The sequence below is a fragment of the Flavobacterium sp. WV_118_3 genome, assembly GCF_039778605.1.
Classification (GTDB): Bacteria; Bacteroidota; Bacteroidia; order Flavobacteriales; family Flavobacteriaceae; genus Flavobacterium.
The window spans coordinates 3,778,714-3,791,940 of record NZ_CP156060.1 but is presented as its reverse complement, the minus strand read 5'-3'; the positions used below and the strand labels follow the sequence as shown (position 1 = coordinate 3,791,940).

Annotated in this window: 7 protein-coding genes; all 7 read right to left on the bottom strand. The window is 40.6% G+C overall.

Annotation, left to right across the window (positions count from 1 at the left end; translation table 11 throughout):
- Positions 1–35: 35 nt before the first annotated feature.
- The 7 genes from ABFU83_RS17500 to ABFU83_RS17470 all read right to left on the bottom strand — a co-directional run bounded on the left by ABFU83_RS17500 (position 36) and on the right by ABFU83_RS17470 (position 13,207).
- The gene (locus ABFU83_RS17500) at positions 36–1,346 is read right to left on the bottom strand and encodes an ATP-binding protein (protein WP_347067826.1); all 1,311 of its coding nucleotides are present in this window, start codon (positions 1,344–1,346) and stop codon (positions 36–38) included.
- Positions 1,347–1,647: 301 nt separating this feature from the next.
- Positions 1,648–7,617: a pyocin knob domain-containing protein gene (locus tag ABFU83_RS17495; protein WP_347067824.1), complete on the bottom strand. Its 5,970-nt coding sequence runs from the start codon at positions 7,615–7,617 to the stop codon at positions 1,648–1,650.
- A gap of 1 nt (position 7,618) precedes the next feature.
- Entirely contained in the window at positions 7,619–8,050 is a 432-nt protein-coding gene (locus ABFU83_RS17490) for a hypothetical protein (protein ID WP_347067823.1), read from the bottom strand.
- Between the two features lie 183 nt (positions 8,051–8,233).
- Positions 8,234–8,455, bottom strand: coding sequence for a hypothetical protein (locus tag ABFU83_RS17485; RefSeq protein WP_136404478.1), 222 nt, complete (start codon positions 8,453–8,455; stop codon positions 8,234–8,236).
- Positions 8,456–8,483: 28 nt separating this feature from the next.
- A complete protein-coding gene (locus ABFU83_RS17480) occupies positions 8,484–11,348 on the bottom strand; it encodes a hypothetical protein (protein ID WP_347067821.1) in 2,865 nt (954 codons plus the stop codon).
- Between the two features lie 55 nt (positions 11,349–11,403).
- The gene (locus tag ABFU83_RS17475) at positions 11,404–12,843 is read right to left on the bottom strand and encodes a BspA family leucine-rich repeat surface protein (protein WP_347067819.1); all 1,440 of its coding nucleotides are present in this window, start codon (positions 12,841–12,843) and stop codon (positions 11,404–11,406) included.
- Between the two features lie 4 nt (positions 12,844–12,847).
- Positions 12,848–13,207: a hypothetical protein gene (locus ABFU83_RS17470; protein WP_347067817.1), complete on the bottom strand. Its 360-nt coding sequence runs from the start codon at positions 13,205–13,207 to the stop codon at positions 12,848–12,850.
- Positions 13,208–13,227 lie beyond the last annotated feature (20 nt).

Sequence of the window (13,227 nt, the reverse complement as noted above, 5' to 3'; positions counted from 1 at the left end):
TATTTCCGGACCACTTTTTACGTTTTTTGGGAAGTTTAGCTGAATATTTTGTCTTCTTTTAAATATTCCTTTTGAATACTTTCCAATAGTATGTTCTTGCTCACTCTGTAATCAGGCGATTTTGAAGCAATCGTTTTTAAACTGATATCCTGGATGACATTCATGATATTTGACCCCGTTAATTCATAACGTCCGGCTATGGCTTCCAGGTCGATGTCTTCCATGTTTAATTGTTTGGGCAAATTCTGTTTCCAGATGCGCAAACGCTCTTCCTGTCTTGGATTATTAAATCGGATACAACTGTGAAAACGTCGCGTAAAGGCTTTGTCCATATTATTTTTATAGTTGGATGCAAGAATGATCAATCCGGAAAAGGTTTCGATACGCTGTAACAGATAAGACACTTCCTGATTGGCATATTTATCCTGTGCATCGCGAACGTTGGTACGTTTCCCAAAAATGGAATCGGCTTCATCAAAAAACAAAATCCAGTTTTTATTTTCGGCTCTGTCGAAGAGTTTTGCCAGTTGCTTTTCCGTTTCACCAATGTATTTGGAAACCAACATGGAAACATCCACTCTAAAAACAGGGCGGTTTGTATATTTCCCCAAAAGACTCGCGGCCAGTGTTTTTCCTGTTCCCGGGTCGCCATAAAACAACACCCGGAAGCCTGGTTTCAGCGTTTTTTGCATATCCCATTCTTCCATGAGAATATGACTACTATTATACCAGGCTTCAATACTTTGAAGTTCGTTTAACGTGGATTGGGGAAGTATAAGGTCGCTCCACGATCTACGGGTGTTTAACTGTTCTGCCGGAAAATCGTTACTCATTTTCGGCAGTAATTCGATTCCAAACAGGATGCGGTTAAACGCTTCCTGCGTGACATCAATTTTATTGTGTACTGCGTTTTCATTCTGATTTGATACTTTCAGAATATTTTCTTTTAGCAATATATTGGAGTCATCAAAATAATGCAATGCCTGTAATCTTCCTGCGATACAGCTACCGCCTAAAATAAACTGTAAGGCTTCAACAGTTGGTAAAAAAAGCCTGCCACTATCATTGGTTGAACATAAATCAAATAATACGCTATTGGGTACCTCTAAATAAATGCGTCTTAATAACGCCGGGTCCAATCTTGGCATCAGTGCCATTAAGAGAATGACAACTTCATGACGGGCAAGCTCTTTCTCCGAGATATAGTCGCCTAGTGGAAAGCCTTCATGGTCACTAGTACTAAATCCAGGTGATTCTGTATTGAAATCCTGGGAAGGATTGTTAATTCTCCAGACAATTACTTCCTCCAGATATGTAAATAATTGCTGTATTTTTTTCGACTCCATTGTATTTTTGTTGTTTGTTTTTGTATCTGTTTGAAGTTCAAAATTCACGATTTTTTTTTGCAAAAAGTAGTTTTTCGGGCGTTCGATTCAGTAGTTGCAGTAAGTCGCAAAACCCATTATTTTCAAAAAATAAAGCACTAAAAATCAACCGTATACAAACAGTCGTATCCGGCTCAAAGAAACCCGATCCGGAATGTTTTACAGGACTATTGCAACGACCGTTTTAACGATGTTATTTAGAGTAAAAAACCTCACAACGTTTTGCAACTATTTGTGAGGTTCTGATTAAAATTCAATCGTATTATTTTATATAATTAACTACGGCATAGCTCTGTTCTTCCATCTGGAAAGCGACAAAGCCTTCTTTATTATAGAATTCGTAGTTATGGGGTTCCAGGATATGCGGTGTGAAATACTTTCCATCCGAGCTTCTGAAGTACATTATATATTTGATTTGTGCATTTATCAGGTCATAATCCTGATACTTCCCTTCCGGGTTAAAATGAAACGTAAGTACTTTTAAAAATCCTTTTTCGTTTGGATCGTCCCCAGCCCTATTCATTTGCCCTAAAGTCAACACATGGTTCGGTTCGGTTCCCGGAGCAGCCGTTACTGGACCCGAAAAAATACCCGCTCCTTCAACGTCTAATCGCGCTTTAGGTGACGATGTACCGATTCCGACATTACCGCCCTGACGTTGCAGACTGATATCCCGGTTATTTTTCAAATTATAATCGGCACCCTGAATATTCGGAATATCGACTTTAGATGTTTCAATTCGCAATGACTTATTCTCCGATTTATCTTTAGCCGCAAGCACACCTTCGATTCCCAGATTTCCGAATTTGGTTTCATTACCCGATTTAAGCAGGTAGTCTCCACCGCCACTTCCATTACCGGCGCCTAATAAACTCCAGGGCGACCATTCGCCATTATAAAATGCCCGATTATAGACTTTATTAGACATTCCATACGTATGATATGTCTGGTAGGACATCACTTCATCATTAAAATTTCGGGTTACGGTTAGCATTCCAGCCATAAACTCCGGATAATTCTTACCTTCTCTGGCATACTCATCTGAATTTTGCGAAAAAACACCTGTTTGTCGGAATTCATTCAAATCATCACCAGGTCGCAACTCTCCTTTCACATTTAAAGTACCGATTGTATCTGCTTTATTAACCAGACCTTCGTACATGACACCAAATTTGGCATCTACTTCGTTTGTATTTGCTTTTTGGCCTAATTGCGCATACACCTCGTTGGCATTGGCTTTTTCGGACAACTTACCACTCAGATCGGATAGTTTCAGATTCACATCGGCGGTATTTGCTTTTACAGCCAATCCGGCATTCAGGTCATTTATTTTACCATACACCTCATCTGCATTAGCTTTTGCATCCATCAAATGGGTAACCTCAGTAAATTTTATATCCATGTCACTCGCACTGGCTTTTGAAGCCAATCCGGTACTTAAATCGATCTTACTAGCTTTTAACGCCAAGCCCTCCTGGATAACCGTCGCCGTTTCATCAAATTTTATATTGACATCTGTAACATTTGCCTTGGCAGCCAGATCGGACAGGTTTGCTTTTCCGGACAATTTTGTATTGACATCGGTAATGTTTTCTTTTAACGCTAATCCGGCATTCAGATCCGTGATATTGGCTTTTGCAGCCAGATCCGTTGCGTTGGCTTTTGCGGCTAATCCGTCCTGTAATTGCGTAGCACTAACTTTATCTGCTAATCCTGTATTAACATAGGTTGTATCCGCTTTTAAGGCTAAGCCTGCATTCAAATCGGTGATATTCGCTTTTGCAGCTAAACCATCCTGTAATTGTGTAGTACTGGCTTTAGTTGCTAACTTAGCATCGACATTAAGAAGATCTGCTTTTTCATCCAGCTCAGTCGCGATATTATTAAATCGGGAAAGCATATCACTCCTATCTGCTTTGGATGCCAGATCCGTGACATTGGCTTTATCTGCCAATTTTGTATTAACATCTGTGATATTGGCTTTTACCGCTAAATCGCTTAAACTCGCTTTTTCGGCCAAACCTTCTTCAAATTCAACAACACTAATTTTCCCTGCTAATCCTGTATTAACATAGGTTGTATCTGCTTTTAAAGCTAGGCCCGCGTTTAGATCCGTTGTGTTTGCTTTTGTTGCTAAACCGGAGTTTAAATCGGTGATATTGGCTTTGACCGCCAAATCGCTTAGGCTCGCTTTTTCCGCCAAACCTTCTTCAAATTCAACAACACTAATTTTTTCCGCTAATTTGATATTGACATCGGTAATATTCGCTTTGGCATCAAGATCGGTTACGTTGGCTTTGGTTGCTAAATCCGTAACATTGGCTTTTACAGCTAAACCGGAAGTCAACTCGTCTTTGCTCGCTTTTAAATTCAAATCCGTGATATTGGCTTTGACCGCTAAATCGCTTAAACTCGCTTTTTCCGCCAAACCTTCTTCAAATTCAACAACACTAATTTTTTCCGCTAATTTGATATTGACATCGGTAATATTCGCTTTGGCATCAAGATCGGTTACGTTGGCTTTGGTTGCTAAATCCGTAACATTGGCTTTTACAGCTAAACCGGAAGTCAACTCGTCTTTGCTCGCTTTTAAATTCAAATCCGTGATATTGGCTTTGACCGCTAAATCGCTTAAACTCGCTTTTTCCGCCAAACCTTCTTCAAATTCAACAACACTAATTTTTTCCGCTAATTTGATATTGACATCGGTAATATTCGCTTTGGCATCAAGATCGGTTACGTTGGCTTTGGTTGCTAAATCCGTAACATTGGCTTTTACAGCTAAACCGGAAGTCAACTCGTCTTTGCTTGCTTTTAAATTCAAATCCGTGATATTGGCTTTGACTGCTAAATCACTTAAACTCGCTTTTTCCGCCAAACCTTCTTCAAATTCAACAACACTAATTTTTTCCGCTAATTTGATATTGACATCAACTGTGTTCGCTTTGGCATCAAGATCGGTTACGTTGGCTTTGGTTGCTAAATCCGTAACATTGGCTTTTACAGCTAAACCGGAAGTCAACTCGTCTTTACTCGCTTTTAAATTCAAATCCGTGATATTGGCTTTGACCGCTAAATCGCTTAGACTTGCTTTTTCCGCCAAACCTTCTTCAAATTCAACAACACTAATTTTTTCCGCTAATTTGATGTTGACATCGGTAATATTCGCTTTGGCATCAAGATCGATCAAATTCGCCTTGGTAGCCAAATCCGTTACGTTGGCTTTTATAGCTAAACCAGAAGTTAAATCCTCTTTGCTTGCTTTTAAGTTTAAATCCGTGATGTTGGCTTTGACCGCCAAATCGCTTAGGCTCGCTTTTTCCGCCAAACCCTCTTGAAATTCAACAACACTAATTTTTTCCGCTAATTTGATGTTGACATCGGTAATATTCGCTTTGGCATCAAGATCGGTTACGTTGGCTTTGGTTGCTAAATCCGCAACATTGGCTTTTACAGCTAAACCGGAAGTCAACTCGTCTTTGCTCGCTTTTAAATTCAAATCCGTGATGTTGGCTTTGACCGCTAAATCACTTAGACTGGCTTTATCAGCCAAGCCTTCTTCAAATTCAACAGCACTAATTTTTTCCGCCAACTTCGCATTGACATCGGCTGTGTTTGCTTTTACAGACAATTTTGTATCAACATCCGTGATGTTCGCTTTGACCGCTAAATCACTTAGACTGGCTTTATCAGCCAAGCCTTCTTCAAATTGAACGGTACTAATTTTTTCCGCTAATTTGATGTTGACATCGGTAATATTGGCTTTGGCATCAAGATCGGTTACGTTGGCTTTGGTTGCTAAATCCGTAACATTGGCTTTTACAGCTAAACCGGAAGTTAACTCGTCTTTGCTCGCTTTTAAATTCAAATCCGTGATATTGGCTTTGACCGCCAAATCGCTTAAACTCGCTTTTTCCGCCAAACCTTCTTCAAATTCAACAATACTAATTTTTTCCGCTAATTTGATGTTGACATCGGTAATATTCGCTTTGGCATCAAGATCGGTTACGTTGGCTTTGGTTGCTAAATCCGCAACATTGGCTTTTACAGCTAAACCGGAAGTCAACTCATCTTTGCTCGCTTTTAAATTCAAATCCGTGATATTGGCTTTGACCGCCAAATCGCTTAAACTTGCTTTTTCCGCCAAACCTTCTTCAAATTCAACAACACTAATTTTTTCCGCTAATCTTGCATTGACATCGGTAATATTCGCTTTGGCATCAAGATCGGTTACGTTGGCTTTGGTTGCTAAATCCGTAACATTGGCTTTTACAGCTAAACCGGAAGTCAACTCGTCTTTGCTTGCTTTTAAATTCAAATCCGTGATATTGGCCTTTACCGCTAAATCACTTAAACTTGCCTTTTCCGCCAAACCTTCTTGAAATTCAACAACACTAATTTTTTCCGCTAATTTGATATTGACATCGGTAATATTGGCTTTGGTCTCAAGATCGGTTACGTTGGCTTTGGTTGCTAAATCCGCAACATTGGCTTTTACAGCTAAACCGGAAGTCAACTCGTCTTTGCTCGCTTTTAAATTCAAATCCGTGATATTGGCTTTGACTGCTAAATCACTTAAACTCGCTTTTTCCGCCAAACCTTCTTCAAATTCAACAACACTAATTTTTTCCGCCAATTTGATGTTGACATCGGTAATATTCGCTTTGGCATCAAGATCGGTTACGTTGGCTTTGGTTGCTAAATCCGTAACATTGGCTTTTACAGCTAAACCGGAAGTCAACTCGTCTTTGCTCGCTTTTAAATTCAAATCCGTGATATTGGCTTTGACCGCTAAATCGCCTAGACTTGCTTTTTCCGCCAAACCTTCTTCAAATTCAACAACACTAATTTTTTCCGCTAATTTGATATTGACATCAACTGTGTTCGCTTTGGCATCAAGATCGGTTACGTTGGCTTTGGTTGCTAAATCCGTAACATTGGCTTTTACAGCTAAACCGGAAGTCAACTCGTCTTTGCTCGCTTTTAAATTCAAATCCGTGATATTGGCTTTGACCGCTAAATCGCTTAGACTTGCTTTTTCCGCCAAACCTTCTTCAAATTCAACAACACTAATTTTTTCCGCTAATTTGATATTGACATCGGTAATATTCGCTTTGGCATCAAGATCGGTTACGTTGGCTTTGGTTGCTAAATCCACAACATTTGCTTTTACAGCTAAACCGGAAGTTAACTCGTCTTTGCTCGCTTTTAAATTCAAATCCGTGATATTGGCTTTGACTGCTAAATCACTTAAACTTGCCTTTACAGCCAAACCTTCTTCAAATTCAACTACGCTGATTTTTTCCAATAACCTGGCATTGACATCAGCGATATTGGCTTTTATAGCCAGCTTTGTATCAACATCTGTGATGTTCGCCTTTATCGCCAAATCACTTAGGTTTGCCTTTGTTGCCAAATCACTCAGACTCGCTTTTACGGCCAAACCTTCTTCAAATTCAACAACACTAATTTTTTCCGCTAATTTGATGTTGACATCGGTAATATTCGCTTTGGCATCAAGATCGGTTACGTTGGCTTTGGTCGCCAAACCGGAATTCAAATCCGTAATATTGGCTTTTAGTGTCAAATCCGTTACGTTGGCTTTTAAATCCAATCCCGCATTTACAGCGGCTGTATTCGCCTTTAAAGCGAGCGCATCTGCAACACCGGCACTGGAAACGGCATTATTACTTCCGGCAGTTGGTGTGCTATCCACATCGACTGCTTTCGGCACACGTCCCCAAACCGTACCATTGGAAATCACCCAATCGCCTATTTTATAATTTTCACCCTGCTGCGTTCCTGCTACATTTACCACCCAATATTTTCCTTTATGAGCCGATGCAGCCGGTAAGGCCGGAGTATTTGTTGTTGCGTTATAAATTCCCTGATAATTAACCGACCCAACCAGTGCGTCGTTAATTTGAGAAAGTGGTATTTTTCCGTCGACAAGATCGGCTTTATTTGGAAGGCCGGCTGCTACTTGATCAATAGCATCTTTTAGTTGTTGATCAAAACCCAGAGCAGTCCATTCAATTCCATTATGACCTTCGAATTTTCCGGTTTCCGGGTTAAAACGAATACGTCTTTTCAGTGCTACTTCCGGTAATATATGAGTCTCGGAATCCTCAGGAACCTGCATAACAGCTGTAGCACTTACACCACCGCGAAACTCCGTAATGATTACGTCGTCTCCTGTCTTAATTGTTTTACCTAGTTCGTTGATTTTCATATTATCGTTTTGTATAAAGTATTATATATTGTGTATTTGCTCTAAAATCCCAATTCGATAAAGTCCCGGTTATCGGGTCCAGTTGAATCACATCCATATCGATTTGCCCCATATACATCACGGCATTCAGCGTGGTATTTTTAAGTGCGTCAACCTGTAATTCAGACGTATCAGCGGTTGGAAAAACCGGTAAAAACCGATACGGAGTCGCAACCTTAGCAAATAGATCGGCATGAGCATTCGTATCCGTCATATGAACGCCGATAGCTGCTTTGTCTGCTTTATTATCAAGATCGGTTCTAAGATTCTGAATTTGAGCTTGTGGAATAACATCGTCTTTATGCCAATAGCTTTCCATCCATTCCCAAAACTGAGATTGTGTTGGAAACAACCCTGTTTTAAACCAATTTTTTAAAATATTCTTATTTGCCATAATTCTCCTTTAAATTCAATAAATAGTACTATTTTTAAGGGTTTGACCTCCATTCGTTTTAGTACCGGATTTCGTTATCCGACCTCAATGTCTGAATACAGACCGACAGTTGTTTTTTCAAACCCTATTGTTCGTGTCAAAATACCGAATGGCTTTCTATATCCGGCTTCAACAGCTACCTATCTACACCATTGGTGCCGATTCGTTATTCGTTTGTTTTGCCGGTGGTTCCTGTAATCGCAATTTAAGTGCACCGCAAACCGCCACAAAGATTCTCAAAACAGAACCCACCCATTCCGGTGCGTTGATTTGTTTTAAAAACACAGGCATGATGTCTGTTGTCTGATCGATTACAGCCAAAATGATTACTACCGTGAACAAAGTCCAGCTTTTCAATTTTCCCATAATTTGTTATATTTATTTGGTTATTATTCTAATCCCATCTTCCTCCCGAAATAAATGGTATTCGTACCCAGTTATTCGTACTCGTACAGAGGTATAAATAGGATGTTCCTAATCGTATTTCGCCTTTTTCACCAGGGTCAATCTGAGATGTCGGGGCGGGTTTATCGAGACTGTTGGCAATGTATTTCTTTACTCCACCAGCCGTTACGTAATTCAAATCGTTATCAAACTCACTGTCGGAATGATCGGTTACATTGCGCAGTCCATAGTTATAGGCATTTACCTGGATTCCATTTCCGTCGCTATCGTTCGCTCCCATTCGCAAGAATGTTTCGAATCCGAAATAATCGCGGACATACAATTCGGCATTCGTGCTGGTTCCGGAATCGTGTAAATCGAGTTTTGCACTTCCATAAGCCAGTCCCGGTCCTATTTGATCATTACTTTTGGATTCCATTCGTACCAAACCTCTTTTTGACGCGATGGAATTCACATTCATAACTTCCTGTAATCCTGGCGTTGGTGTCACCGCCGGTATCTGATCGGTGGTTGCCAACGTTCCGTTTCTTTCCGGTAGGTTTAGGTTGTATGTTGCCGCATTGCTGCTTGAAGTCGGAAAATTCAGATTGACACTACCCGAAGCGGCATTTTGAATACTGATTCCATCTCTTTTATAAAACGTTTCCGCCAGGTTGTCGGTTGTCGCTTTCACCATCATTCCACCCGGATCGAACGTATACGGAAGCGGATTTATGACCGTTAGATCTTTGGTATTATTTAACGTAATACTGTTAAACGGAGCACTCGAATTGGCCGTTAACACCGCATTTAACCCGGGAGCGGCTGCATTCATTTTATAAAGGTTCCCGTCATCATCAGTTATAACATTTTTGAAATAATCAGTATTAATTTCATCTAAATCCATTACTACCGATACCGGCCTAGTAAATGGTTGTTGGTACCATACAGGTGTTATATTGGCTCCGATTATTCCGTCATAAGCAAAAATCCGATCCTCACCTATGTTCATTAATTGAAACGGATAATCCCCTAACGTCCCATCAACTTCCAATCGTACCAACACTTCCTCTCCAATTTTTTCAAACAGGTTGTAATCGATGTTTAAGCGCAAAAAGGTATAGTGGTCATAATCGGGATTTCCGGTTTCATTTTCCCGGATTTCCATATTGGAATATTCTCCGAAATTCTCATATCGTATATAGTCGTATCCCTTCCGTCCTCTTACTTCCATTCTCGATAAATCCTTTAAAGCCAGTGATTTTGAGGACTGGCTGATTTTACCACTTTCGTCCATTAACATGACCCTTTGGGTTCTTTCCCCGGAATCGGAAGGAACATGCATTTTGACATTAGCATTTTTAAGAATCCAGTATTTGTAATTTCCGGTAGGCTCGATAGAAACGGTAAAACCTTCTTCCCATAACACCTCGTCGGAATAATATTTTATACCTCCTTCGCCAAGATCTTCCCTTCTAAACAGATAGTAATCGGTATAAGCACCTCCTTCATTTTCTGTTATTGTCAACTCAAAGAAAATTTTGTTCCCTTCCCCTATCGAAATGTTCCATTCACTGAAAATAACCGTACGGTTTGGCAGTATATTTTCCGGGAAATAATTCCCAATCGGTTCCAAGACAAGTGTCTCATCGGTTCCATTTATTTCCACCTCACTACCTAACAAACCAAAACTGTCCACGCTACTATAGGTAAACGAATTATTTGCCATATCTACCCAGCGGTCGTCATCCATAGTGGCATCTCCGATTCCGAATTTGCTTCCATTAACCAGATCAACTAAATCGGATTGTGTTCCGATGTCGCCATTAATGGCTCCCCAAGTCGACGATACGGATCCACCACCATCGATTGTGATATTTCCTTCTTTATCGGCTGTCTTTCCGTTCACAGTAATCGGTATGATATACGGATTGGAACCGGGTTCATTTCGCCTTGGACTTGCAGGCCATACGTAGAAATGTCTGCCTTTGAATGCCGATCCCATTTCGTGTTGTAATCCGATATAGACATCGAATTTGGGTTCTCTGCTATAGCCACCATACATCCTGTAACCGGAGAGATGGTATTCGGCATAATTATCGTCCTCACCGGCTGTTCCGGACTGGGATACGATTAAACTTTTCTTACTGACATTATCATTTTTTGTAACGTCGTTTAGAGTCGTTACCGGTAAAACATCGGTAATTGAAGTCTTTCGCAACTTGTCGCCTTCTACAACCACAACTTCCGATCCCATTCCATCGCCCATAACGGGTGGAATTCCGGCAATGATATCGGCATATTTTTCACCTACATAACCCTGGTATTTAAAAGTCCCTCCGGATAAGAAGTGCGAAGTATAGCTCCATCTGTTGGCGTTCGCATCGAAATTAGCATAGAAACCATTCTCGGTATAAGGTGCTCCGTCTTCTGACAATAACAGATACATATAGCCTCTGTCTGGTGTGTAGCCAATGCTACTACCATCGGCTCTGTAAACGGTACACCTCCAATTTTCTTCGTCATTTTCTAAAATGACCAAACCTTCATCCTGAGCGGTCCGTTCTTCTATATATCCATATGGGATGTAGTTATTAATTTTGAAATCGCCAACATGATCAAACACCATGTTTTTTTGGTTCATATCAATTGTTCTGCTATAGATATCGTCCGGTGTATTCCGATCTTCAATACCAAATCGGGTTCCACTGCCTTTTTCGGCTTTATTGTCCAGATCGATTATAAGATTCTGAATTTTGGATTGTGGTATCATTTCGTCTTTATGCCAAAATGATTCCCATACTGCCCAAAATTGTATTTGTGTTGGCTTTAAGCCTGTTTTAAACCAGTTTTTTATTTCTGCTAAACTTACCATATCAATAGCTGTAATTTTTTTTGTAATTCATTCTATAAAACCCTTTGGATCATTTCTATCCTACAATGATCCACCCTTTGTTTGTGGCAATTGCTCTTTCGTCGACCGTCAATAATTGCGATCCCCAATTGTTTGTGATCGTAATGGTTTTCGATACGACACCAGATGCCAGATTATTAAAAATCTCAACCAGTGCTGTTTGTGAGAATTTACAGGACGAATAATCGATTTTATTTTTAGTCCCGAAAAAAGCTGCTTTGCGCAGGGAACCACAATTGGCAAACATGTCGCTAAAACCAACGCCTTCCGAGGTATTAAATAAAGGAACCGTTTCCAGAACACTGCACGAATGAAACATTGCCCGAAACTCGACTCCCTTTCTTGTATCCAACAAAGGGACGGTTCGCAATAGCGTACAGGACGTGAACATTCCGATAAACTCAATTCCATTTTCGGTATTCAATAACGGAATGGTTTTTAATGCCTTACAGTCTAAAAACATACTGGTAAACTCCGTTCCGCTTACCGTATCCAATAGCGGAATCGTTTTTAAAGCGGTACATCCTAAGAACATCCCGTTAAAACTCCTTCCCTGTGCCGTATTGAGCAATGGAACGGTTTGCAATGCCGTGCATGAAGCAAACATGCTACTAAAACTGATTCCATTTGAAGTTTCCAATAACGGTACTTTTTTTAGCGAAATACAGGATTGAAACATATATCCGAAATCGGCTCCTTTTGAAGTATCGAACAAAGGCACTTTTTCCAGTGCCGAACAGGATGCGAACATGTAACCAAAATCGGTTGCACTTGACGTATCGGTTATCGCAACCGATTGTAACAGATTACAGGCAGAGAAACACCGGCGAAAACTGGTAATCGCATTGCGACCGATAAAGCAAAATGCTTCCAGATAACCATGATAAAGCGTTGATCCACCAATGGTAAGACTGGTCATGTTTTCACCACTCATTCGAATATCCATCCATCCGGTACTATAATACGTCAGGGACGGTTGTCGGTGTCTTCGCTGCAAATTAATACTTGTCAGCGCCTGGTCAGATTGGGGCGTAACGGTAACGATAGCCTGTCGGAAACCGCCAGAAGTATCGGTTCCTTTAAAGGAATCGAACGCATACATATGGGACGCCAATGCACCGGATGTAAAATTCTCAACAACGCCATCACCCCAGTCCACGGTATAATCGGCAGCGGCTGAAAGTGCTATAAAATTGCTATCTTCCAATATGGCATACAATCCTACAAACTTCTGCTCACCTTCCACAACCCGGTGTTCAATAGGCAACCAATCTTTAGGACGCACCCAATCCGGTGGATCCGTTTCTCCGCCATCGGTGGTTATTTCGCGGATCTTCCCGGCATAGTCCCGAAAGGTCGTTTCCTCAGAAACCGTCACGCCTTTCGAAATAATGGCATCCCGTATTTCGTTTTTTGTTTGCCCCAGATGTATTAATTTATCTGCGATTGTTCCCATTCTTTTATATTATTTGTCCATTAATGGCGTCGAGCGCATTTGTTATCGCTCCGATAGCACCATTCACCGCATCGACGGTAGGAAATTTTGTTCCGGTAGTGTCCGGAGCCAGACTGTTTTGTTTGTTTCCGTTATTTTCTCTGGATGCCAACAAAGCAGCATGCGCCTGTGCATCGGTGAGATGCTCCGCAAATTGCGTTTTCGTCACCATTTGATCCAGTTCCAGGTTAAAACCTTCTATTTTATTCGCTGGAATGGTTTCCTCCTTGTGCCAGAACGACCGGAATGTTGCATCAAATTGTGATTGTGTTGGTTTTTTACCTTGTAAAAACCATTGCAATATTTGATCAAGTGGTGTTGCCATATTTTGTTATGTATTTAAAT

Bases quoted from the DNA above. Each gene is read 5' to 3' on its own strand.
- ABFU83_RS17500 (WP_347067826.1), bottom strand. From the start codon at position 1,346: ATGGAGTCGAAAAAAATACAGCAATTATTTACATATCTGGAGGAAGTA.
- ABFU83_RS17495 (WP_347067824.1), bottom strand. From the start codon at position 7,617: ATGAAAATCAACGAACTAGGTAAAACAATTAAGACAGGAGACGACGTA.
- ABFU83_RS17490 (WP_347067823.1), bottom strand. From the start codon at position 8,050: ATGGCAAATAAGAATATTTTAAAAAATTGGTTTAAAACAGGGTTGTTT.
- ABFU83_RS17485 (WP_136404478.1), bottom strand. From the start codon at position 8,455: ATGGGAAAATTGAAAAGCTGGACTTTGTTCACGGTAGTAATCATTTTG.
- ABFU83_RS17480 (WP_347067821.1), bottom strand. From the start codon at position 11,348: ATGGTAAGTTTAGCAGAAATAAAAAACTGGTTTAAAACAGGCTTAAAG.
- ABFU83_RS17475 (WP_347067819.1), bottom strand. From the start codon at position 12,843: ATGGGAACAATCGCAGATAAATTAATACATCTGGGGCAAACAAAAAAC.
- ABFU83_RS17470 (WP_347067817.1), bottom strand. From the start codon at position 13,207: ATGGCAACACCACTTGATCAAATATTGCAATGGTTTTTACAAGGTAAA.